The 26,336-nt window shown below is 37.1% G+C and carries 12 protein-coding genes; 3 read left to right on the forward strand and 9 right to left on the reverse strand.

Annotated elements, in window-relative coordinates; genetic code table 11:
* Nucleotides 1-72 precede the first annotated feature (72 nt).
* Nucleotides 73-2,949 (forward strand): HTH-type transcriptional regulator MalT, encoded by a 2,877-nt coding sequence (gene malT / locus BMW37_RS03690; RefSeq protein ID WP_093317889.1) that lies wholly within the window; start codon nt 73-75, stop codon nt 2,947-2,949.
* Nucleotides 2,950-3,031: 82 nt separating this feature from the next.
* Here malT and gltS read toward each other — a convergent pair whose 3' ends face one another.
* Nucleotides 3,032-4,255 carry a sodium/glutamate symporter gene (gene gltS, locus BMW37_RS03695; protein ID WP_093317890.1) on the reverse strand — a complete coding sequence of 408 codons (1,224 nt, stop codon included), beginning with the start codon at nt 4,253-4,255 and terminating at the stop codon, nt 3,032-3,034.
* 556 nt (nt 4,256-4,811) lie between these two features.
* Between gltS and cydD the strand changes: the two genes are divergently transcribed.
* Together cydD and BMW37_RS03705 are read left to right on the forward strand one after the other, a co-directional pair.
* Nucleotides 4,812-6,647 (forward strand): heme ABC transporter permease/ATP-binding protein CydD, encoded by a 1,836-nt coding sequence (cydD, locus tag BMW37_RS03700; RefSeq protein WP_093317891.1) that lies wholly within the window; start codon nt 4,812-4,814, stop codon nt 6,645-6,647.
* A 596-nt stretch (nt 6,648-7,243) separates the two neighbouring features.
* Complete coding sequence (locus BMW37_RS03705; protein ID WP_177168567.1) at nt 7,244-16,117, forward strand: autotransporter outer membrane beta-barrel domain-containing protein; 8,874 nt, start codon at nt 7,244-7,246, stop codon at nt 16,115-16,117.
* A 339-nt stretch (nt 16,118-16,456) separates the two neighbouring features.
* On the opposite strand, the gene BMW37_RS03710 is transcribed toward BMW37_RS03705, so the two are convergent.
* From BMW37_RS03710 to BMW37_RS03745, 8 genes are all read right to left on the reverse strand, one after another.
* Nucleotides 16,457-17,680 carry an ABC transporter ATP-binding protein gene (locus BMW37_RS03710; protein ID WP_093317898.1) on the reverse strand — a complete coding sequence of 408 codons (1,224 nt, stop codon included), beginning with the start codon at nt 17,678-17,680 and terminating at the stop codon, nt 16,457-16,459.
* 155 nt (nt 17,681-17,835) lie between these two features.
* A complete protein-coding gene (locus tag BMW37_RS03715) occupies nt 17,836-18,726 on the reverse strand; it encodes a carbohydrate ABC transporter permease (RefSeq protein WP_093317900.1) in 891 nt (296 codons plus the stop codon).
* A complete protein-coding gene (locus BMW37_RS03720) occupies nt 18,719-19,585 on the reverse strand; it encodes a carbohydrate ABC transporter permease (protein ID WP_093317901.1) in 867 nt (288 codons plus the stop codon). The genes BMW37_RS03715 and BMW37_RS03720 overlap by 8 nt, the downstream gene beginning before the upstream one ends.
* Before the next feature lie 81 nt (nt 19,586-19,666).
* On the reverse strand, nt 19,667-20,902 hold the full coding sequence (locus BMW37_RS03725; RefSeq protein WP_093317902.1) for an ABC transporter substrate-binding protein: 1,236 nt from the start codon (nt 20,900-20,902) through the stop codon (nt 19,667-19,669).
* Nucleotides 20,903-21,596: 694 nt separating this feature from the next.
* Nucleotides 21,597-22,625 (reverse strand): YcjF family protein, encoded by a 1,029-nt coding sequence (locus BMW37_RS03730; RefSeq protein WP_093317904.1) that lies wholly within the window; start codon nt 22,623-22,625, stop codon nt 21,597-21,599.
* A 393-nt stretch (nt 22,626-23,018) separates the two neighbouring features.
* Nucleotides 23,019-24,350, reverse strand: a complete 1,332-nt coding sequence (gene hslU, locus BMW37_RS03735; protein ID WP_093317905.1) for an ATP-dependent protease ATPase subunit HslU — start codon at nt 24,348-24,350, stop codon at nt 23,019-23,021.
* Between the two features lie 79 nt (nt 24,351-24,429).
* A complete protein-coding gene (gene hslV, locus BMW37_RS03740) occupies nt 24,430-24,960 on the reverse strand; it encodes an ATP-dependent protease subunit HslV (protein WP_093317907.1) in 531 nt (176 codons plus the stop codon).
* A gap of 150 nt (nt 24,961-25,110) precedes the next feature.
* Entirely contained in the window at nt 25,111-26,256 is a 1,146-nt protein-coding gene (locus tag BMW37_RS03745; RefSeq protein WP_093317908.1) for an SPOR domain-containing protein, read from the reverse strand.
* Nucleotides 26,257-26,336 lie beyond the last annotated feature (80 nt).

Consider the following 26,336-nt stretch of genomic DNA (forward strand, 5'->3'; position numbering starts at 1 on the left):
GAAAAAGTTAAACACATTAAAAAGCTAACTTCTTAAGATAACGATAAAATTAGGTAATATCTGAAAATAAGCATGCTAATACCGTCTAAAACAACAAAACCACTTGCACCTGCAAATACAATTACCCGCCAAAGGTTAATTGAATTGTTAGAGTCAAAAAAACGCAGCGACTTGATTCTTTTACAAGCACCCGCAGGATTTGGAAAAACAACATTAATTTCTCAGTGGGTCAAAACATTAAATCAAATAGGCTGGTATGCTTTAGATGAAAGCGATAATCAAGTTGAACAATTTGCGAGTTATTTCATTAGTGCGATTATAGATGCCACGCAAGGGGCAATCAACAAAACAGCAGCATTAGTGACTAAGCATCAGTATGCCTCGTTAAATGCACTTTTTGCACAACTTTTTGTTGAGTTAACGGAAGTGAGTGGGCCTGTCTATTTGGTTTTAGATGATTATCATCTTATCACGAATGATGAGATTCATGGGGCAATTCGGTTTTTTTTAAGGCATAAGCCGGCACATATAACCTTAGTGATGCTGACTCGGACATCCCCTCCTATAGGAATTGCTAAGTTGAGGGTAAGGGGGACCTTACTTGAATTAACTCACCAACAACTAGCATTTACTCCGGAAGAAACCACGCTTTTTTTAAATCAACAGTTTCAGACCAATTTACCTATTTCGTCAATTAAACCAGTGTGTGATTCAGTCGATGGCTGGCCAACTGCATTGCAACTTATCGCCATAAAAGCTCAAACAGAACAGATATCGATAGATAAAATTGAAACACATTTATCAAATGCACTAGTCGATAGCCCAATTGGTGAGACATATCTAAGTGATTATTTGTATGAAGAGGTTTTTGAACCATTAGCCAGCGAGATAAAACATTATCTCATGTGCGCATCGATTTTAACCGTTATGTCAAATGAGCTCTGTAAGCGATTAGTTACTGTCACTTTGACGGATAATAAGGAAAAAAATCAAGCACGCATAGGCTATCAAGCTGAACTTATCTCTTCTATATCTTTAGAATCGCTAGAGCAGCAAGGGTTATTTATTTATCGTAAAGCCTCTTATGAAGATAAAAACGCTACACAGAAACAAACAGGAATGAATGAAACTGATTGGTTTGGATTTCATCCCCTATTTGCTTCTTTTTTGCAAAAACAAGCAATCAAACGAATCCCAGATTTTATTGAGCAATTACATATCATAGCAGCGCAATTTTGGCTTGAAATTAATGTGCCACTTGAGGCTATCATGCATGCAAAGCAGGCCGCTGAACCTGAATTATTGATAACTATCATGCAAGAACATGCTTGGGATTTTTTTCACAAGAGTAAATTGACATTATTAGAATCTTGCTTCAAACGTTTATCGCCATCTGAACTAATTGGCTATTCTGATTTGGTTCTTTTAAATGCATGGTTAGCACAAAGTCAACATAGATATGATACGGTCGGTCAAATTTTAAATGAAGCTGATGCAAAGCGTAAAGAGCTTGGCATACAATTGGACAAACAAGCTCAAGGGTGTGTTGATGCATTAAGGGCTCAAGTGGCTATTAATCTAGGCGAAGTAAAACTGGCACGGAAATTTGCTCATGATGCATTAGAGAAGCTTGATATCGAACTTGAACATCCTAATTTAATTGATAAAACAGGGTTGATATCGCTTGTGACATTTAGTCGAATAGTATCTCACTCAGTGATAGGTGAAGTATACCACTGTGAAGGACAGTTAACGGCTGCGCTTTTGAGTATGCAAGAAACGATTGTATTGGCTAAAAAGCACCAAACTCACCATTATGTCCTTTGGTCTATCATTCAACAAAGTGAAATTCTGATGGCTCAGGGGCACCTAGAGTTAGCTTATGATTTGCAAACGGCTGGATTTGAATATATCCATGAGTTTTATTTAGAACAATTACCATTACATGAATTTTTATTACGCATCAGGGCCCAATTATTACTCTCCTTAGGTAAAATTGATGAGGCTGAATCAGCAGCAAGACAGGGGCTTTTAGTACTCAGTCATTATCAACCTCAAAAGCAACTCCAGTGCTTAGCGATTTTAGCACGGTGCGGTCTTGTAAGGGGCGCGCTGAATCATGCACAAACGATACTACTAAGGTGTGAATCTTTAATACAAAGTGATTTTTATCACCAAGATTGGGTACATAATGTTGACAAAGCACGGGTAATATTTTGGCAGTTAAGCCAAAATACAATTGCAGCAAATAATTGGTTACTCAATCAAACAACCTTTATTGAAAAAGCTGGAAATCATTTCACGCAGGGCCAATCCCAAAATATTGTGAGAGCAATGATCTTAGTTGGTAAGTATGAAGAAGCAAATACCATTTTAGATGAACTTCTTAATTTCGCCAGTAAAAACAAATTAGTGAGTGATCTTAATCGAAATTATATTCTACAGGTACTGCTTTATTATAAAACTGGCCAAGTAGAGCTTGCAAAGCAATCTTTAATTTATGCTCTTGAACTAGGAGTGAAAACAGGGTTTAGGAGTGAGTTTATTATTGAAGGTGAGCTGATGCTTGAGATGTTAAATTCGATTACTCAAACATCAAACAGTATGAAAATAATAGAGAAAGATACTCAAACATTTGCCTTGTCATTAAAAATTAAACTAGAAGAAACCTTTACACCAGATATTGTTCAATTCGATGAAACGTTAGTTGAAATGATTTTATCTCATCGAAATGTTCCTGAAATACTATTAATTAGCCCTCTTACTATCCGGGAATGGCAAGTACTTGGTTTGATTTACTCCGGTTTAAGCAATGATGATATTTGCAATAAAATTGAGGTGGCGATGACAACCTTAAAAACACATATTCGCAATATATATCAAAAGATTAATGTATCGCACAGAGCTGAAGCGATTAGTTTTGCTGAAAACTTACTCAAATTAAAATGATATCAATTGGATAAACCATAAGCGATTTACGTTTTAGGCAAATCGCTTATGAATGTTATGATTAAATCGCGGATTTAAGCCATTAACTAAATAACGCTATAGCAAAAATGGATAATTTAATTATTAACGCATTTAAAATATCGATTAAAAAAGCACCCACCATCGGTACAATAAAAAATGCCATATGAGAAGGACCATACACTTTTGTAACAGCTTGCATGTTTGCAATCGCCGTAGGCGTTGCTCCTAATCCAAATCCGCAATGTCCCGCTGATAACACAGCCGCATCATAGTTTTTACCCATTACTCTGAATGTGACAAAAATAGCGTAAAATGCCATTAGCATGCCTTGAGCTGCTAGGATAATTAACATAGGTAACGCTAGATCAGCAATTTCCCATAACCTCAAACGCATTAATGCCATAGCAAGGAAAAAAGATAAGCTCACATTTCCAAGAATGGAAATGGATTTTTCAATCACGGTATAAATTCCTGTTAATGCTAAAAGATTACTTAACAGTACGCCTGTAAAGAGTATCGTGACAAATGGTGGAAGTTTAAAATAAGGCCCAATCGCAGAGCTTAAATAATATCCCACACTTAGACAGATAGCGATAAGTATAATCGACTCAGTAAAAGAACGTGTAGATATTGGCCTTGGATCTTGAGGCTTTTCAAATCCAAGTGGTTGTTGTTTATCATCTGGCACACCTTCTGGTGTTTTGGTGCGAGTCACTAAAAAACGTGCTACAGGTCCACCAATTAAACCACCCATGACTAATCCAAATGTAGCAGATGCAACAGCAATTTCTGTGGCGCCGGTAATTTTGAACTCGCTGCTGAAAATATTTCCCCAGGAATTAGCTGTAGCGTGCCCACCAGAAAGCGTAATTGAGCCTGCTAAAAGTCCTATATGAGGGTCTAAACCTAATAGAGAAGCTAAGCTGATACCGAGTATATTTTGTAAAATCAGTAAGCCCAAAATCGCAATAACAAAAATAACTAGTTTATCGCCACCATTAGCTAATTTTCGAAGGTCAGCGTTTAAGCCAACTGTTGCAAAAAACATAAACATAAGTGTATCTTGCAAGGATTGAACATTAAAAACGATATCATAGTGAGCGAATTTACGGATTACCGTGATAATAAATGCGGCAAGTAAACCTCCAGCTACTGCCTCAGGGATGGAGTATTTATTTAAGAAAGAAATGTTTTTAACCAGCTTTCGGCCAATGATAAGAACAAAACCTGCAGCAACCAAAGATGCATAGTTATCAAACGTAATGGTAGAGAATTCTGTTGGCATAATATATCCTTCAGTCGTTCGTAATTAAGTACGATAGAATAAAATGTTATCTAGATAGATGATTTAAAATGATTTCATCAGAGTCTTAAATCTAAATAGCGATAGCCTAATTGTAACTTATCTTTATCGCTATGTAATCCTTTTATAAAAACTGATTAAGAAAAGTTATTTAGATGTTGTTTTAAAATAGGAAAAATAATTTCTGAAAAGACTAAATGTTACTAAAATGTAAAAAAACTAACGCTTTATTCTTAAGATACACTTAGCGTATGGTAATCCATATAGCTCAATTTTGCTCTGTTTAAAAGTTATAGATTAGGTCGTGTCTCAATAAATCTCTAGATTTGGGTTAGTTATTTTATCAAGTGGGTTAAACATAGATAAAAGAGCTTAAATGCCCTTTTAGTAATAAAATATCCTTTTAGTTGAGCGTTGATTAATTTCGCTGATATGAAAGAACTATGATAGGATAATACATGGATCCGCATGCTAAGTTTAATATTCTAGATTCAAAAAATTAGATAAAGCCCCTTAAATTGTATAAGCCGTCTTACTCATGCAAAATATGACAACAAAGAACACAAAAAAAATACAGCAATCCCATTCTTCTAAAATGGTACCTTTAGATAAAGCTCGACAAAAGGTATTACAACGTTGGTTAAAACAAACAGCTTTATTTGCAAAGCCTTTGATAAGGCTTAATGCTCTGATTGGATGGCTAATGAGTTTAGCAATTATTGCACAAGCTGGATTGCTGGCTTGGTTATTGCATGAAATTATTATCCAAAAAACACATCCAAATCAACTTCTTACAACGATAGGCATGTTATTTGGTGTATTTTTATTAAGAGCAATCCTATTAATTGTAAAAGAAAAAATTGGCCAAAAAATTGGGCAACAGATTAGGCAAAGAGTTAGACAGACACTTTTTGAAGAACTCTCTCAAAAAGGGCCTAGCGCTTTTCAAGTTAGATCAGCAGGAGCTTGGTCCTCAATAATTATTGAGCAAGTTGATAATTTAAATGATTATTACGCGAAGTATCTCCCGCAGATGCAACTTGCTGTTAGCGCACCTTTATCCATACTAGTAGCAGTTTTTTGGTTTAACTGGGCAGCAGGGCTGATTTTATTATTAACGGCACCTTTAATTCCAATTTTTATGGCTTTAGTTGGACTTGGGGCTGCGGATGCGAATAGAAGAAATTTTAGAGCCTTAGCTTTATTAAGTGGATATTTTTTAGATAGACTGAAAGGACTTGATACACTAAGGATATTTCATCGAAAAGAACCCGAATTGAAAAAAATAGCTGAAACGAGCCACTATTTTCGCATTCGGACAATGGAAGTATTACGTTTAGCATTTTTGTCCTCAGGGGTGCTAGAATTTTTTACATCAGTTTCTATTGCATTAATGGCAGTTTATTTTGGATTTAGTTTTTTAGGTGATCTTAATTTTGGGCATTACGGTATGAGTATCACGCTCTTTATTGGCTTTTTTTGTCTAATGCTAGCGCCTGAGTTTTACCAACCGCTTAGGGAACTTGGTACTTATTATCATGCAAAGGCACAAGCGATCGCTGCAGCTGATACACTCATCACCTGTTTATCGGTAGATGAATCAGAAAATAATAAAGCAGGAAAAAATACAAATAGTATAAAAGGAAATTTTGATGCAATAATGCATGAAGTTGATTTTACAAATTGGCAATCACTTAGTGCAAAATCACTTAGGGTCAAATCGTTTGATGGTGTTTATTTAACTGAAGCACTTAACTTTCAAATTAATAGAGGGGATAAAATCGCCCTTATGGGAGAAAGCGGTTCAGGAAAATCCTCACTCATGCAGTGTCTCTTAGGATTTTTACCCTATGAAGGGGAGATAATTATCGATGGTATTTCAATTCAATATGAGCATGCTGTTCAGTGGCGAAAGCAAATACATTGGCTTGGTCAAAACCCTATTCTACCTGGCGAGACAATTGCAGAGAATATAGCTCTAACAAGTGAGCAACCACTTGATGAAAAAAATATGTGGGATGCTTTAGCTAAAGCAAAAGCAGATGAATTTGTTTCGATCTTACCAGAGCAACATAATACTTTGATAGGCGATAATGCAGTAAGATTATCTGTTGGCCAAGCCCAAAGAATTGCTTTAGCAAAATTATTTTATACCTATCGTACAGTCTGGTTTTTAGACGAACCCACTGCAAGTTTGGATAAAGAAAATGCAGAAGCGATTATGACATCTGTGCACAATCACACAGCGCTTAATACAAATGAAAAGGCAGCATTAGACGTTACATTATTCCTCATCACCCATGACGCAGAAGATGCTAAAAAAATGGATATCATTTGGACTATGCACGAAGGAAAATTATTATCCTATTCGTGATGAGTGAAAACGAGCAATTTTGAGGTTGTTAAAATAAAAATTGTTCGTTTTTAGCCACAGACTCAGTTATTTTAAGGCTTAAGTCAACCAATTGTAATTTATGTGAGATTTAATCACCACTTCACCATACCCTACACCAGAAAAACACTTTATCCTGTCTCATATAAGCTGTTTTATGTAAATTTTCGTATAAAGTATCGTTTTGTAATGCGAAATATTTTTGCTTTTTATCTTTTGTGTTAACATATATTACAATAAGTTGCGAAATAATTTCATTTGTCAAATTTAACAGCTAATTACATTCTACTGTTTACATGATAACTCTATATTTTAATTAAATTTTTAGATAGTTAGTTACCTATATTTGTTTTTTAATGTTTTACAGCGATTAAGAATGCCTAAGAGAAGTATTACAAGGACATACTTTGTAATATTTTTAGTGATTTGCTCGTATTGAAACAAGATTTGACGATGTAATCAGCACAAAAATAGCATTTTTTATTTAATATTATGTTTTATTCACCGTTAGGAATAGAAGGACGTTAGAAGCGATCTCTTTTCATTTTGAAATGAGCGACTTTCAAGGGAAAATAATTATGAATAAAGTTTACCGAATTGTATTTAATAAATCACTAGGAATTTTTCAAGCTGTCTCAGAACTCGCTCAATCAAAAGGCAAATCCAGTAGTTCACTTGTCGATAAATCTGCATCTATTACCCAACTAATTCAGATGCCATTTCGCCTTTCACTCTTACGGCTATTAACCCTTACGGCTTTGGGAATGGGAATTAATTTTGGCTTATTTACTGAAGCGCAGGCTGCAGAGTGCGGACCGACAACGAGGACTTACACCTATTGTTTTGTAGGTGAAAATGACACAGGAATCGGGAATTGGGGCACATTCGGTAACTGGGTTAATGCCGCGGGTGAACAGGTCGTAATCAAAACTGGTATTGCAACGGATTTTTATTTATTGTCAGGTACAGATAAAACATTAATTCTGGATAAGCCAATTATCAATCCAAGTAATAATCAACGTGGTAACCCACTAGGAACATTAGTGATTGAAAAAGGGGCAAGATTACGTCATGCCATGGAAGGCTCTGGAACTGGCCACATCTTTGCAGGCAATATCTTAGTAGAAGGTGAGGAAAACGCGCTTTCAACCATTGAGCTCAATACCTTGATCAATGGCTCGTTACGTCAAAATCTTAAAACCATCACTTTAGGTAATTATAGCCAAATCACTGTGAGTGATACGGTTGGATCTTCAAGTGATAGTCATCAAAAAGTTTTGGGTGATGAACAGGGCGTAAAACTCGCAGGACAAAATATTTATTTCAATGCGTTAAATAATGATTCTCTTATATTCAGGTCAGGTCATTTTAAATTTAACCAGTTTACCACTGCCAATGACAACACGATTATTGACGGTAAAGCGACGCGTGTCATGAACATTAATAAAGGTGATGCTAACGCGCTCAACAGTGATGGAAAAAGTGGCAATGGTACAGTTAGCATTACGGACGATAATTATGCCTATATCGGCCAGTGGAATATTTATGGTGGTACGTTAAAAATATCAGGTTCTAATAGTTTGGGATATCTCACTCCTGGGCAAAGAGGCAGCGTGGTGTTTGATATTGATGCATCATTAGGTGATTCTTATGGTTTAAATTATGCAGGTAAAAATTTAGGTATATTAGAATTTTCTGTTGCAAACAGTGTTGCAAACAGTACTGGAACGCATGATTTTGTCACCAAAAATACAAATACATTATTAAAGTTTGATAGTTACACAAATGGCAGTGATAGAAAATATATTCTTTCAGGCGACATATCTGGAAAAGGCGGTATCTATTATGGTAGTGGTGGTGGAAGAGAAGGTGTTGAAACTATTTATGAATTAGGTGGTGAACTGAGTTATGAAGGCGATACATATCTTGATATCAAAACAAAGCTAGATTTTAAAAGTAATGACGGGATAAGAAATTTAAAAGGTGATTTCTTAGTTGCCGTAGATTCTACCATTCAATTTTCTGGTGATAATAGTTTTTATGGAGACATCTATTATGATTTCAATAATATGACTTCAGAAGACCTTAGAAAACCAGAAAATGGTTTTGATTACAAAAAAATGGCCGCTATTCGTTTTGGTGACAGGCAAGATTCTGAAACCATAGTTAGATCAAATGTCAATATGTATGGTTATACTGATAAAGATATCATTTTGGATGTACTGAACTCAACCTTGACGTTAAATAGTGGTTATGCAGGCAATAATTCTAAATTACCCTTTGATATTAGTATGCTAGATGATCAAGGCATCAGAGGTAGCTATGATGGTGTGTATGGGGCAAAATTACTGGATATCTATGGTGATGGCAATAAAAAGTATGTTTCATCACAGGCTAATTTTGTTCTAAGTGAATTTGATCTTAAAAACCCTGATGATATGTGGCAAATAGAAATGCTCGGTTTAGATATAAATTCAACTGTCGAGGAGTGGCAAGCTGCTATCAATCAACTTGCTAAAGACAACCCAAATGGCATGGGTACTGGTTCGACTGTCGTGCTCAATCAAAATTCTATTATCGGGGCGCCTGGTATCAACGATCCGTTAGAGGATGAAGTGATATTTAACGGGCAATTTGAACCCACCACAAAAGATAAAAGTTTAGGAGGGCTGACAGGCACCCTCACAGGAAACCAAGCTTATGGGGTGAATTCAACGTTGATAAAAACCGGTGATGGCCGAACAGTTTTAATCAATCCAAATTTGACCTTAAGTGATATTGGTGAACCTGAGCTCTTACAGCAGCAATTGAACGTGAACGTCAAAGCAGGCACGCTCGATTGGCGAGTTGATGAGAAATATAATCCATTAGTTGATAGTTATAACCCTAATGTGATGGTAGTACAGGGAAATTATCAAACACAAGCTGGTGCAACGACGGCGATATCAAATGCAGCCACCTTCTTGCGCATCCAAAAACAATACATTGATTTTACGACGGTGGAACACCCTGAAGGCATCTATATACCAGGTTCAGGTGATTTTATTTTAGCGGGTAAAGATAACCCCGGTACTGATTATGATCCTAGCCTTGATGGGGATCGTGCAACACTCAATATCATTGCTGGTGGCGGTGAACGCCCTGAAATCTACGCTGAAGGGAAAGTCGATATTCGCGGTGCATTACTTTCAGTGACGGGGGTGGCATCTACACAAGATCCTGAAACGATTTTAAAATCATCGGAAATAGAAGATACTCAATTTACGCTCATTCATACCAGTGATGGGTTTATTGGTGGGGATTTTGTTGCAGATGAAGATGACACTCAAGATAATTTAAAAGCAGTATTTGCGAATAATAATCGTCCTGCTGCGTTCGTTGATTATTTAACGGGTGGTGAAGGCAGAATCATTAATTGTAATGTTAATGTGACAACAAATTGCTTAATCGATGCAGATTCAGATTTAGAAGAAGTCGGTGTTAAGGATACTTCTGTAAATGCACAGGAGTATGTATTAAGTAGCTTGAGCCTTTCATGGGATTATAAGGGCGATTTACCGAGTATTACAGGTGATTTCACTATCGAGCCACGTAGTGAGTCATTTGAAGTGGATACCGTACTTGCTGATAGAGCTGCTGATGATATTAAACGTAATGAAGATGGTTTATTTGAATCTGATTATGGACTTTGGGATGGCAAGACATTAACGAAAAAAGGTCAAGGATTGCTTGTTCTTTCAGCAGATAATACCTATACCGGCGATACTAATATTAATGCAGGACGCTTACGTATAACGCGTGATCAAAACTTAGGTGCGTTAGGTGTGGGCTCTTTAAATCTAGGCAATGGCTTAACGAGTTTTGGCTCTATTTTAGAAATCGCTGGCACTGAATTTGATAGCCAAGGTAGTTCAAGTAGAGAGTTAGTACTTGGTAGAAGTGATAATAATACGATCAATGTTATTGAAGAAGATAATACTGCGACGTTTAAAGGGAATATAACAAATTCCGTTCGGTTTGATACAGCAAAATGGTATCTCCCAAATGGCACATTAGTTGCAAATCAAAGTGCGCCACCACCAGAAGCGAAGCGTGCTCTTTGGGCGGATGTTGATGGTAATTTAGTGGATCAAAATGCGCCACCTTCTGGTTCCATTCTACGTTTTGAAAGAAACAGTGGATTGATGAAAACAGGAAAAGGACACCTTGTTTTAGCACCTGATGCAACTGATAGCGATCCATCAAATCATAAAGTGATGGACTATGATGGAGACACTGAAGTTATTGAGGGGACATTGACGTTTAAAGGCGATACGAGCGAATTAAAAGGTGATTTATATAATCAAGGCAAGGCTATCTTTGATCAAGATACTGATTCAAGCTTTGCAGGTAATATCACAGAAAAAAAATTCCGTGCGGTTGCTGATGATCCGATCATTGCAGCGAATTATGCATTTGTGCCTACATTATTTAAAACTGGTACAGGTGCACTCACCTTAAAAGGAACATCTGACAGAAATTGGTTAGTTGAAGAAGGCGGTTTAATCACTGAAGCTTCACGCTTTACTGGTGATATAAAACTTAATGCTGATACTTTCTTAACCTTTGATCAATCACCTAATAGTTTAACCCGTGCAAGTAATGCGACAGAGTACTCAGGCATTATTTTAGGTGATGCATCTTCTACCTTGAATGTTGTTGGTAATGGCGCATTACGTTTTGACAGCAATACAGAGTCTACTTTAGGGAATGTGGTTATTGGTGATGGGACGTCTCAAACAACTTTCTATATTGGTAATAATGATCCTGCAAGTGAAAAAGCACTCGAGGTTCAAACTGATTTCACAATCAAATCAAACGCAACAACGGAATTAGAAAATACCAACTCTTACCTGAATGTTGGCGGGACGTTTACGCAAGAAGCTGATTCCGTGCTAAACGTGATGTTAAATCTTGATAATAACTCCAGAGGTAAAGCAGATATCACAGCAAACGATATTTCACTTGCTGGTAGTATAAATGTACTTGGTTTTCAAAGGGTTAATGGGTGTGAAGAGGCCGTAAACAGTGAGAGCTGTGATGAAAATGTAGCAAGTAGATTTGCTAGAGCCACAGAACTTGATGATGTTAACTATACACTTATGCAATCTGATAATAAGATAAATATTGCAGGGTTACAAGCGAATCAAGGTGGATTCAAGGACCCATCACGTACGCATCCGCTAGATAGTAAATTACCAAGTTATTTAGTTTATTTTTATTCTGCCTCCGAAGTAGCGAATGAGGATGGCAAATTTACCTTTGATATTGATAACATTAATTTAGCTTGGAATTATGGTGATGTAGAGCGCGCTAATGGCACCTTTAATATCGTCGGTGATACAGGATTTGAAATAGATGTTGTTTTAAAAGATAGAAGTACTGAAAACTTTAATTCATGGGATGGTAAAACTCTTATCAAGACTGGAGCTGGTGAACTCGTTCTTTCTGAACAAAATGAGTATTCAGGTGAAACCTTAATATATGAAGGTACTTTGACGATAAGCGATGATGGTAATTTGGGTCAAATTTTAGGTCCTTTCAATCCAGGTGTCGTATTAGGGGAAGAGTATGAAAATGATTCAAAAACCGCAAAATTAAAGATTGCTACTAATAATGACTCTGCAGATAAAATAGAATTAAACAGAGAAATAACAATATTAGGAACTAACAAAACAATCGAAGTATCAGAAAAAGAAGATGAAGTAGTTTTAGCTTATTATATAACTGCTGAGAATGGCTTTACTAAATCAGGTGAAGGTACCCTGACAGTAGATGGTCAAATTAATATTGGTCCCAACCCTGGTTCAATTTTAGAAACTGATGTATCAGAGGTTACAATTGAAGATGGGACATTAAGATTCAATTTTAAAAATGATGCTGAATATTTAAATAGCCACATATTTAATGCTGGTCGCTTGATTTTTGATGTTGATGCAAATTTGAATCAAGCAGCTGATACCCAGGTTATTTTAAAAGGTGATGTTTTAGGATTAGAGAATGCTGATGGCTCGTTTTCAAATGGTACAGTTGATAAATTAGGTGCAGGCGATTTATCGCTAAGCGGCAATACGGCTTTAGATTGGCATGTGCAAGGTGGGGGATTAATTACTTCTGCAGACAGTTTCTTAGGTGATATTAAGCTTGATGCAAATACTAACCTTAATTTTATAACCAAAGAATCTAAAGTCAGTGAGTACTCAGGCTTGCTAAATGGTGCTTCTAGCTCTACATTAAATGTAGTGGGTGGTGGAAAATTAGACTTTAACTACAATAATGGGTCAACAGTTGGGAATGTTAATGTAGGTTCTGGCACAGATGAATCTATATTCGAAATTAGTTCTAATAATACAGAAATAGACAAACCCGATACATTTATCGTTGAAGGTGATTTTACCACAAAAACAGGCTCTACAACCAATTTAGTTGGGGAGAACACCTACCTTGAAGTGAAAGGAAAATTTACCCAAGAAACAGGCTCTGCTCTTGGTGTAACGCTTGATCTGAATAATAACAATGTAAATGTAGCGGATATTATAGCGGATGAAGCTGTTTTAGGTGGGGAACTAACTTTACTTGGTTTTGCAAGGGTGCTTTGTGAAGAATCAGTGGATGATACAGATTGTAAGGATGGTTTAAGGTTCGTCAAGGCAACTGATTTAGCAGGTATTAAATATAAATTAATTTCGGCAAATACAATTACAGGTGAATTTGATGCTGATGTTTCACAAACTCATTACCTAACTCCAAAACGGGGAGGGTTTTTAGTGTTTAATGATGGTTTGGAAACGGGTGATGATGGTCAGCAAATTTATGTCATAGATAAACCAGAACTTGCTTGGATTGAAGGTGGCAATGATAGAAGCACTGGGACATTTTTCTTAGGATCAGGCAATAGCTTTAATGTTGATAAAATACTAGAAGATAGAACGGATTTTACTAATGGTGGAACAGAATTTGTTATTTTAGACCAAGATGGTAATCCTATATTGGATGAGAAAGGACAGCAAATTACCTGGGATGGTAAAACACTTACTAAATCAGGTGAAGGGATACTTGAGTTATCAGAAAATAACACTTATACAGGGGATACTTATATTGATGAGGGCACCCTTGTCATTAGTCAGGATCAGAATTTAGGGAATAAGGATACGGATTTTGGTGATGTCGGAGACATCCATCTAGGTAGTAAAGATCCTACTAACGGTGGCCAATCTACTTTGGAAATAAAAGGTCAAGGACCGTTTGAAACAGATCGCAACCTATTTTTAGGAAATCGTGACGATAATACAATTGATGTTGTTGACATTAATAATTCAGCCGAATTTAATGGTGAAATTTCTGGCGATGGTGGACTTGTTAAAGATGGTGATGGTGAATTGATACTTACTAATGTGAGTAATTCCTATCAGGGCAAGACAGAAATTATTGATGGCACATTGACTTTAGGTCTAGAAGATGATCTTATTGATGATAGTGCAGAAGTAATCATTCAAGATAATGCTACGTTAAAGATAGCAGACGGCACGGATCAAACGCTTAATAATTTGCAAGGCTCTGATCCTGATAAATTGCACACTGAGCCTCCAGCTATTGTCATTGAATCCTCTGATGGCAAATTGAGTTTAGTGAATAACAAAGATACTGAATATAATGGTTCGATTAAAGGCAGTATAGATTTAGTAATAAAAGGAACATTAGATCCTGACAACTCTGGAGAGCTGACTCTTAGTGGTAATTTAACGGAATTTGAAGGCGATACTCAGATTACCCACAATGGTACGCTCATAATTGATGGCTCTAATAATACCGAGACTGATACCAAAAATGGAAATATTATTACAAATATTGTCGGTGATGGGGATGATAGCAATACAAAATTAAAATTAGTTAGCGGTGGAACTATAACTGGCACTATTCGTGATTTAGGTGAAGTGAATATTAAAGGACCTAATGCGCCGGGGAATCACCCAAATTGGCAAATTACAGATGACTCAAATATCGGAAAACTGATTCTATCGGAAAATGGCACAGCTGGATTTATTGATCCTTCTGATCCTAATTGGGATGGACGGGATTTAGAAATTGATGAACTTGTAAACGATGGTACAGGGACAATTGTTCTATATACAAAGCTTGGTAATGATGATTCGATCACTGATAAAATCACTTTGACTAATTCGTCTAAGCCGCCGCAAGGCACTACTATCCTAGAGATTAGAAATAAAAATGGTAAGGGAGATTTAACAACTAAGGATGGTATCAAAGTTGTAGATGCAGATACGAACGCTGTAGAAACCGGTGATGATGCATTTAAATTAAAAGGTGGACGAGTTGTTGTTGATAATCTCTATAATTATTACCTAGAGCATGGGAAATTAGATGGAACAGGTGAGGATTGGTTCCTTCGCAGTGATAAAAATGAAGGACTGAGAGATGAAATTGATATCGCCAGAAATTTTAATGCTATTACGGGACAATTAGGGCTATTAACGCTTGGCACTTATCATGATAGAGTGGGTGCTAACACAAGTACAATGTACCATAAGGAGCTTCAACCTCATACACCATGGATCCGATTATTAGGTGAATCAGGTGACGTCAAAAATGGACAAGGTGTTGATAATCAATTGAAGAATGGTGCAGATTATGATTATGATATTAAAGGTTTGCAAGTCGGTTTTGATTTTTATGAAAAAACAGATGAGGATAATATTCGCAATTTAGCAGGCGCTTATTTAAGCTATGCAAATAGCAAAAATGATGTAAAAGGTGCATTGCAAAATAAAATTGGGACAAGTTCATTGGATTCTATTAGTGGTGGGCTTTATTATACACGTACTAATGAAAAACAAGCATATCTCGATGTTGTTGGACAATATTCAAGATATACTGGTTTAGATGGCAAATCTAGATTTGGACAACGTGTTTCATCTGGTGGATATGGATTGCTTCTATCTGGCGAAGTCGGTTATCCTTGGCATATAGATGAAAATTGGAAGCTAGAACCACAGGCGCAGCTCATTTACCAGCACATTAAATTAGATGCAAGCCAAGATGAGTTTAGCAGGTTTACACCTGATGCGGATAATAGCTTTACAGGAAGATTAGGAGCACGTTTAGCGCATCATGATTTGACAGATGAAGGTCGCCCTGTTGATAGTTTTGTTCGATTTAATTATTGGAAGACATTTGACTATGATTCTAAAATGATAGTAAGTGATTTAGATGGACAAAATCCTATGAGTATTGAAACGAATCAAGGTGGCAGTAAAGTACAGTTTGGTGTAGGGGTTGCTTATGAGCCTGAAATTGACTGGCAGCTATTCCTTGGTGTTGATTATAATAGACAAATTGATGGCGCTAGCGGTGATAGTATCAGTGGACATTTAGGTGTGAAATACGCATTTTAACTAAGCCAATAATACAAGTGTGAATTTAGATTTAAGTCTATAAAATCGCAGCATTAATTTAACGGTAAGTAGGGGCATTTTCTACTTACCGTTTTTTTATTCCTTTTTTCTATCGTTAAATTGTATTGATGGGACACGGGGTGAAGGTTAAAAAAATAGAAACTATGGATGAAAAGGCAGAATACGAGTTATGGTAAAAGTAGCTTCTTTCTCAGTAAGGGAACCTAAGCTTAAAAAATCAGCTATTAATAAGTAGAGAGGTTAAGGTAATAACTGGCAAGCACCGCATAGTTAATTTTATTACACATCTTATTTTGCGAAACTTGCCATCAAGCGATATTAAATCTTAGAAGTCGATTGAGGATCAAAACAAACTAAATTTGATAAATCTAATGTGAAACGTGCTGTTTGGCCGATTTTTAAATCAACATTTGGTTCTAATCTTACAGACAATGGTTGCCCATTAATCAGCACAATCCCAAATGTATCAGCCCCTGTTGTTTCTAGCATCTCGACTCTTCCAGTGAATTCAAACATTGAGTCTTTAGCTTTTGGATTGTTCTCATGAACAGTAGTTTGGTTGATTAAGTTATCATTGCTCAAACTGCCTTCACTCGTAGGACGATTAGCACCATTTGAATCTGCTAGAATAATAGCTTCAGCTCTAATACCTGCTAAAATAGGCTTGCCAATATATGATTTTAAGACAGGTGAAATCCGATTTTCAGGGATTTTAAAGACTACTGCTTCAGGATGAACCATCGCTGATGATTCTGCAGAGGCTAAAGGTGTCACTGATATATGGAGTGCTTGATTCATTTCAATGATGGTACTTTCAATTAAGTTCATTCTCGGCGAGCCCATGAAACTTGCCACAAATGTATTCGCAGGTTCATTATAGACTTCATAAGGGGTGCCTAATTGTTGCAAAACACCGCCTTTCATAACTGCAATTCTGGTTGCAAGTGTCATAGCCTCAATCTGGTCATGCGTAACATACACAATTGAAGCGTTAAGTCTTTGATGTAATTTTTTAATTTCGATTCTCATATCTACACGAAGCTGAGCATCTAGATTAGATAAAGGCTCATCAAATAGATATAATTCAGGTTCTCTTACCAAAGCGCGTCCGATAGCAACACGTTGCCTTTGCCCACCAGAAAGTTGCTTAGGTTTTCTATCTAGTAGATGTTCTATTTGAAGTAGTTTAGCAACTTCATTCACTTTTGCGATTCGCTCAAGCTTGGGTATTTTGCGCATCTCAAGTGGAAATGCGATATTATCCCGAACGGTCATATTTGGATAAAGTGCATAGGATTGAAATACCATCGAAACATTACGTTCTGCCGGTTGAACCTCGGTGATATCTCTATTCCCTAATTTTACCTGACCAGAGGTAGGTGGTTCTAATCCAGCTATAATATTCATCAGCGTGCTTTTGCCACAACCAGATGGGCCGACTAAAACTAAAAATTCACCTTTCTCAATCGAAATTGAGATATCGTGTAGGATATGTGTTTGTCCAAATTGCTTTTCAATGTGGCTTAATGTAAGTGATGACATCTAAGTCCCCTTAATCAATCTAACTTATTATACGTAAATTAATGGCATGAAATGTCGTTAATATAGTGTTATTTAATTTAAAGCCTGCCAGGTAACAATAAGAATCCATTCGACTCTTTTTATGTTAGCCTATGTTATCTAATCTAATTTAATATTTATCCTTTTACTGCACCTGACATCAGCCCCCGGACAAAGTATTTGCCTGAAATAATATAGACAAGTAAAGTGGGCGCTGCGGCTATGAACGCTGCTGCAAAATGAACATTATATTCCTTTACACCGGTACTACTACTAACCAGGTTATTAAGTGCTACAGTAATTGGAAACGAGTCAAAATCACTAAATGAAACCCCAAATAAAAATTCATTCCAGATATTTGTAAATTGCCAAATTACACTTACCACTATTATTGGCGTGCTATTTGGTAACAAAATACGCCAAAGCACTTGGAAAAAACCTGCGCCATCCATTCTGGCAGATTTAATTAATTCATCAGGAAATGCGGCGTAATAGTTTCTAAAAAAGAGGGTGGTAAACCCAATACCATAGATAACATTCACAAATATCAATCCTTGAATGGTACCTGCTAATCCTAAAAATCCTAATGTTGTAGCCATAGGGACCAAAACGATTTGAAAAGGAATAAAGACCGAGAATAGCATGGCTACAAAAATCCAATGTGCCCATTTGAAATTGAATTTAGTTAAAATATAGCCATTGAGCGCGCCTAACAAAGTCGATAGAACAACAGAGGGGATAACTAATAGAAATGAGTTTAAAAAATAGGGTTTTAAGCCTGTGGCATTGACCCCGATTTGTGCTTCGCTCCAAGCTGTTATCCAAGGCTGAAATGTTAAAGTACCAGGGAGCGTTAACAAATTACCACTTCTAATCTCAGCAAGCGGTTTTAACGAATTGACTATCATAATGTAAAGCGGCATGATGAAAAATAGTGCCGCAATAATCAAGGTACTATAAATTAATATCCTAAATAGCAACTTAAGAGCAGGATTCGGTCTTGTAATTTGATAATGTATGCTAGTCATTTTTAGCCTGCCTTAATTCACGAATCAAATAAGGAATAATAATGATTGCCGTGGCAAGTAACATTAATACTGAGCTTGCAGCACCTACGCCCATTTCATCTCTTGCATAGGTAAACTGATACATAAAAACAGAAGGCAACCAAGTTGAACGTCCTGGTCCACCATTGGTTAATGCTATGACAAGATCATAAGATTTTATTGCCATGTGCGCCATTACAACGAATGCTGAGATGAAGACGGGGCCTAGCTGAGGAATAATAATGCGCCAATAAATTTGCCATGTGGGGGCACCATCAATTTTTGCGGCATTAATTTGTTCACTATCAACTCCGCGAAGCCCTGCTAAAAACATTGCCATGACAAATCCGGTTGTTTGCCAAACAGCAGCAATCACAACACAATAAATCGCCAGATCATTACTCTTTATCCAAGCAAAATTGAAGCTTTCAAATCCAAGAGTTCTAATGGTGTTCTCAATCCCTACGCCAGGGTCGAGTAACCATTTCCATGCCGTACCGGTTACAATAAGTGATAAGGCGAGGGGATAGAGAAATAATGAACGGAAAAGCGATTCAGCTCGAATTTTTTGATCAATTAATATGGCTAATAATAATCCTAAGACAAGCGCACATAAAATGAATAATGAGCCGAAGATTGCCAAATTACTGACTGAAAGCCACCACAAATCCAGTTTCATCAATCTTTCATAGTTAGCAAAGCCAACAAACGTAAAATTGGGAATTGATTTTGAAGCGGTAAAAGACAGAAATGCGGTAAAGAAAATATATCCGTAAACACAAACTAATGTCACAATCACACTAGGTGATAAAAACAATTTTGCGAGGAAGTTTTTATTCAAGTTATGCTCCTTAGCAATTGTTTTTGATTAAGGCATGTCACATCCCATGCCTTAAGATACAATTAACTTAGCTAAACTAAATTATTGTGCAGCCATAGCCATCTCTTCAACTGCGGTTTTATCATCTATTTGCCCATTGAAATGACGAGTAATCACGTCAAAGAAGGCATTTTTGATAGAGGGGGGAACAGCATGTGCATGAGCAATAGACCCCAATAACGTGTTGTTGGTATTGGCTTCAACTAAATCTTTCATCGCTTTTTTAGCACAATCATCAAATTCGCTATCAGAGATATCAGTACGTGCGGGTACTGAGCCTTTTACTTTGTTGAATGCAATTTGGAAACTTGGGTCCATAACAGCGGCAGCGAATTTTTTCTGTGCATCCACAAATTCATCACCGACTTTGAACATGACAAATTGGTCAGCATTGTAGGTAATTGCACCTTGCGTGCCGGGTAGTCTGAAACATAAGAAATCTTGGTTAGGGACTTTACCTGCAGAAATAAATTCTCCTTTTGCCCAATCTCCCATAATTTGGAACGCGGCTTGTTCATTTATCACCATTCCTGATGCAACATTCCAATCACGCCCAGAAAAATCTTTATCAACTAATTGACGTAGTTGTGCCATACGTTTGAATACTTCTTCGGTTGTCGCTGACTTTAATGTATCTTGATCTAATTCAACAAATGCTTTTCTATAGTATTCTACACCACCAGTAGATAAAGCAACACCATCGAATAACGTTGCATCTTGCCAAGGTTGTCCACCATGAGCTAGGGCAATGAATCCAGCAGCTTGTACTTTCTCGGCAGCTTTAATAAAGTCATCCCATGTTTCAGGTACCTCAGTGATGCCAGCTTTATCCATTACCGCCTTGTTTGCCCAAACCCAGTTAGTTGAGTGTACATTAACAGGTGCTGCTACCCATTTGCCATCATGTTTAGAAAAAGCTTGAATAGCCGTTGGTACTACGGTATCCCAGTTGCCTGCCGTTGCGATATCATTGATATCGGCAAGTACACCCTCATTTGCCCAGTTTGTAATATCAAACCCCTGCATCTGTACAGCAGTAGGTGGATTACCTGAAATAACACGTGTTCTCACTGTGGTCATCGCAGCTTCACCACTTCCACCTGCAACTGGCATATCATTCCAAGTTATTCCTTGTTTTTCTAAGTTAGTTTTAAGTACATTTAATGCAGCAGCTTCACTACCCGCTGTCCACCAATGTAAAACTTCAACACTTTGATCTGCTAAAGCGGGCATAGAAATTGTGCTTGCAATACATAAAGCTAGTAACTGTTTTTTCATGGTCAGACCTCATTTGGGTATCCATCTGTCGACGGATGGTATTTACGGAAGAGTAATATAAAAATGTAATATACTAGTTATCATATCGTTAATTATGCTACTAAGAGTGTGACCAACTGCTCAAATATGTAAAATTACGCAAAAATAATAGTGCTTACATAATGAGGGGATCTAGTTTTAAAATAAGTAGCAGAATTTTTAGATAGATTTAGTATAGAACTAGCCATTATTTTTTAATGTGAATATTTAAAGTAACGTTATGATTTGTTTGTTTTTTTTATGTTGTTGATGTTTTGGATGATTATTTTAAATGCTAGTCTAAATATTTTTTTAAATTATCACTATTTGGTGTGTGGTTTTATCGAGCAGATAAAAGAGAGATTTATATACAAAATGTAAAAATACATGTCTAATAAAGATATGCTAGTTGATATAAAAACATGCCTTTATCATGATTAATCATTTTAACGTTAAGTAAAATGACCAAACAGTTTTACCTAACGCATTAAAGATGAAGGCTAAATTATAACGATTATCAAACTTATAGTAGGTGAATTGATTGTATTTACCTTTGCAATTGTTAAAATGGTCGAACGCTAATGTTAAAAATGTACTATAGCTACCATTAACTCAATTTTTACGCTAGCAACAAATTTGAGTATGAATGAGAAAGAATGATCCTCACTAAATCGTTCTAGCGTGCCGTTTTAATCATATTTTTGACTTTATTGATTAAATTAAGCCTTAAATGACTTAACTTAGGGGCAGATTGAATGAACGGAATAGGGCGGCACAATTTAATGGTTTGGATACCTAACCGAGCAGTTAAGACACCCGCACCAATTCCTTGGGCTGCACGAGTCGAAAATTTAGCTAAGATATCTTGTGAAAGTAATTCACTACCAAGTTCAGTGATAAGTTCAGCCCCGCCTACAAAGGCAACATTGAATAAAATGTGTTTTAAAAGACGAATACGCCCAAAATAATTAAGTTCGATTCCATAGATGGCTGCTATCTGATTAACCATTCGAAGATTACGCCAGGCTACAAATAACATATCAACAATCGCAAGCGGACTAAGGGCGACCAACAAGGCTGAATCAGTCATGTGAGATTCAATTACTTTCATCGCTTTTTTGTCCAATGTTATCATCACAGATTGTTCAAATAGTGTAATGACCTCTTGGTTAGTATGGGTTTCATTAATTTGTGACAACCAATACTTAACACTTGGTGAAAGTGACTCATGGTTCATTTCACCTAGGCCATTTTTTTTCACGATACTTAAGCAAAAGTCTTTCGCCTCGTCATTTACTTCCATTGACTCAAATAACTCGCATCCTCGTGCCTGAAGATTTAAACTCTGTTTTAATTTTTTAAGCGTAAAATATTCATTGATAATGCTGCTTAAAACAGCCAAACCGATTCCAAGCAAGCTAATATCAATCAGCATGGATAACCAAGCCTTAGATAGCCACTGAGAATAAATATGGTAACCACTTTGTACAGTTGCTGCTATGACAAACAGTAAACATGCTATGGCAAAAAGGCGTTTTGCGAAAGATTGCTTTTTTGGAACAAACAAATCAGGCTCCGCTTTTATCTCTAATTCATTTAAAGCCATATCACTGTTCGGTAGAGGTTCAATGATGATTTGTTCATCAGATTGAAAAAATTGAGCTGGGCGGATAGGGGACTGCGTAGTATTTGTTGAATTAACCATGCTTAAGTCTCATAATTAGGTGTTAATGAATATCAGTTAGTATAGGACTTTAAAGAAGAATTGCCACTGCTTTAGCGTAAAAAAGGGTAATTATTCGGGTAAAGGCAATTTGTCTATACCTGAATAAATTGAGAACACTCATTTTTGAAAATGAGTGATTTAAATTCATCAACAATGTAGTGATACACGCCAAATGTTCATCTTTCAAAGCTACTGGGCGCTTTGAAAGAGAGGCTCAAGACAATTATTCCTAGTTATTCATCGTTATTTATGGAAGAGTGCTTTTAGAGTCTTTGCTACTTTGCAGGTTCATATGGCAGGTCAGTGTGAGTGAGAAAAATTAAAAGTCTTCTCTTATCAAAGCTATAGATAAGAGAAGATAGATAATAGCTGCTAGAGAATAAAACGACTAAGATCTTCGTTATCAACTAAAGCATCAAGGTGTTTAGCAACATATTCAGCATCGATCGTGACACTCTGGCCACTCATTTCGCTCGCATCAAATGAAACATCTTCAATAAGACGTTCTAATACTGTTTGAAGACGTCGGGCACCAATATTTTCAGTACTTTCATTCACCTGCCAAGCCGCTTGTGCAATGCGTCTTATACCATCAGCAGTAAATTCAATTGATACGCCTTCAGTTGCCATTAATGCTTTATACTGAGTCGTCAGTGAAGCATTAGGCTCTGTTAAAATTCTTTCAAAGTCATCTACAGTCAATGCCTTTAGCTCTACACGAATCGGTAAACGCCCTTGCAATTCAGGGATCATATCCGAAGGTTTTGCAACTTGGAATGCGCCTGATGCGATAAAGAGAATATGGTCGGTTTTGACCATGCCATGCTTTGTCGATACAGTACAACCTTCTACTAAAGGCAATAAATCTCTTTGCACACCTTCTCTAGATATATCCGCACCAGAAGTACCGCTACGTTTACAGATTTTATCTATTTCATCAATGAACACAATTCCATTTTGCTCAACTAAATCTATCGCTTGATGTTTGAGTTCTTCAGGGTTGACAAGTTTGGCTGCCTCTTCGTCAACTAATACAGCAAGTGCATCTTTGATTTTCATTTTGCGAGGTTTTTTCTTATCGCCAGCCATATTTTCAAACAGAGACTGAAGTTGATTCGTCATGTCTTCCATACCAGGAGGAGCCATAATTTCAACTCCGACTGGCGCAGCGCTTACTTGAATTTCAATCTCTTTATCGTCAAGCTCACCTGCGCGTAATTTTTTACGAAAACTTTGGCGGGCGGTTGATTGCGTATCAGCATCAGTCGTTTGCCCCCATTCATTTTTAGCTGGTGGAATTAGCACATCTAGAATGCGAGATTCAGCTTGTTCTTGAGCACGGAATCTATTTTTTTCAATTGCGGCCAATTTAACCATTTTGACTGCAGAATCTGTTAAATCACGAATGATAGAATCAACTTCTTTACCAACATAACCTACTTCAGTAAATTTTGTGGCTTCAACTTTTATGAAAGGTGCATTAGCTAACTTAGCTAGGCGACGGGCAATTTCTGTTTTACCTACACCTGTAGGGCCTATCATTAAAATATTTTTAGGGGTGACTTCATAGCGAAGTGCTTCATCAAGTTGCATCCTACGCCAACGATTTCTAAGCGCGATAGCAACTGCTCTTTTTGCTTCTTGTTGGCCGATTATGTGTGCATCTAACTCACTGACTATTTCTCTAGGCGTCATTTCCGACATGGTAATTTCCTTTCTTGTATGTCATTTAAATTGCATTATTTGACTAAATGTTTTCTAAATAAGCAGTTATTGCCTCTAGCTATGATTTAGGTAAGATTTCTTCAAAGACATGATTGTGGTTGGTATAAATACAAATGTCTCCAGCAATAGTGAGTGCTTTTTTAGCAATTTCCATTGCATCTAATTCAGTATTTTCAAGTAGTGCTTTTGCGGCAGCTTGCGCAAATGCGCCTCCTGAACCTATCGCAATTAAGTCATCTTCTGGTTGTATTACATCCCCGTTACCAGAAATAATTAAGGAAGATGTTTCATCTGCTACTGCTAAAAGTGCCTCTAGGCGCCTTAACATCCTATCTGTTCTCCAATCTTTAGCCATTTCAACAGCAGCTTTTACTAGATGACCTTGGTGCATTTCAAGCTTTGCTTCAAAACGCTCAAATAAAGTGAAGGCATCAGCTGTGCCCCCTGCAAATCCTGCGATAATTTTATCATGGTAAAGACGACGGACTTTTCGTACATTTCCTTTCATTACAGTATTGCCCAGTGTTGCTTGGCCGTCACCGCCAATCACAACACGTCCATTTCTTCTAACGCCAACGATTGTAGTCAAGTGCTACTCCTTACCAATAGGTGTCAATGAACTCTTGCTAGAAAGCTCTAGCTAAAGTATAGAAAATTTGCAAAAAAAAACGCACTGCAAGGTGCGTTTTACTTTAAGCAGTTATGATCTATATTGGGGGGAATTTATATTTTTCAAGTCTTAAGGCGCAAGAATAATACAACTTGGCGCACCAGCTGATTTAGCACGCGATTGGGCATCGCTTGCTTGGTTACGGTTATTAAAAGGTCCAATCATCACTCGATTATAATTTCCAGCAGGTACAACTCTTGCTTGGATACCTTTAAATGCTAATGTTGCCTTGACTTCATCAGCGCGTTTTGAATCTTGGAATGAACCACATTGAAGCTGCCATCCAGCTGCTGGTGCATTAGTAGTAACGGGTTGACTATTTCTGTTATTGACAGCAACCTGAGGCTGCTGTTGCTGTTGCTGAGGCTGCTGTGTTTGGGGACGATTTTGCTGCTGTGCAAGCCTTTCAGCCTCTCGTTTATTTTGTTTAATGATCTCTTCTGCTTTTATCCTATCTTGCTCTTGTTTTTTAAACAGGGCTTGTTGCTCTAATTGATATTGGTACTCAAGCTCTTTTTGACGTTCTAATGCTCTTTTTTTCTCAAGAGCAGCTTGTTCATCAGCTAATGAAGGAGTAGAAGCTGTTTGAGGCGTATCAGAGACAGGAGGCGTTCCTGTTGGGATAATGGGCGTAGTATCGGTTATAATTGTATCTGTTTGAGGAATAGCTGTGACACCAGATTGATCAGTTACAGGTGCCTGTTCTAACGGTTCAGTGTAGATAGGTTGCAACGTAGCAGGTTCTGGTTGATTAATAGGTTGCACAGGTTCGTTTGGATTGAGCGCAAGCCCAGTTGTGGTGTTCACGTTATCTTGAGCTTGAGGTAAGCCTTGGCCAGCAGTTTGGTCTTGAGGATTTGTGCCGAGTTGCTGGGCAATTAAGGCATTAAGCGCCTCTTGTTCTAGGTTTTGTACAGTATTCTCATTGTTAGTCACAGGCGCACTGTTACTTTCTAAGCTACTGATATATTGCCAACGCTCTTCTGGCGGCGGCGGAATATCGCTTGCGGTAGGCAATCTTTGTTTTTCAACTTCTTCTGAAGGTGCATTATTCATAATGAAGTATAGTCCACCTATAAATACTGCTAATACCAATACAATTAAAGCAATTAATATGACGGGTGACTTACCTGCATAGTGTTTTTCTGATGTATTGCGCCTATTACCATTGCGAACTTGGCGATTTTTGTTTGAAATATAGTCTCTTTGTGCCACGATTAAACCATTTAGTAAAAAAGAAAAAATTATTTTGCGCAGTTGTTACGCAAAATCCAGTTGCTAGTGTGAACAAATTA

The sequence above is a fragment of the Thorsellia anophelis DSM 18579 genome (assembly GCF_900111395.1).
Lineage (GTDB): Bacteria > Pseudomonadota > Gammaproteobacteria > Enterobacterales > Thorselliaceae > Thorsellia > Thorsellia anophelis.

Coding starts and splice junctions, on each gene's coding strand:
- hslU (WP_093317905.1), bottom strand. CDS start 24,350: ATGTCGGAAATGACGCCTAGAGAAATAGTCAGTGAGTTAGATGCACAC.
- BMW37_RS03705 (WP_177168567.1), top strand. CDS start 7,244: ATGAATAAAGTTTACCGAATTGTATTTAATAAATCACTAGGAATTTTT.
- cydD (WP_093317891.1), top strand. CDS start 4,812: ATGCAAAATATGACAACAAAGAACACAAAAAAAATACAGCAATCCCAT.
- gltS (WP_093317890.1), bottom strand. CDS start 4,255: ATGCCAACAGAATTCTCTACCATTACGTTTGATAACTATGCATCTTTG.
- BMW37_RS03730 (WP_093317904.1), bottom strand. CDS start 22,625: ATGGTTAATTCAACAAATACTACGCAGTCCCCTATCCGCCCAGCTCAA.
- BMW37_RS03710 (WP_093317898.1), bottom strand. CDS start 17,680: ATGTCATCACTTACATTAAGCCACATTGAAAAGCAATTTGGACAAACA.
- BMW37_RS03725 (WP_093317902.1), bottom strand. CDS start 20,902: ATGAAAAAACAGTTACTAGCTTTATGTATTGCAAGCACAATTTCTATG.
- BMW37_RS03715 (WP_093317900.1), bottom strand. CDS start 18,726: ATGACTAGCATACATTATCAAATTACAAGACCGAATCCTGCTCTTAAG.
- malT (WP_093317889.1), top strand. CDS start 73: ATGCTAATACCGTCTAAAACAACAAAACCACTTGCACCTGCAAATACA.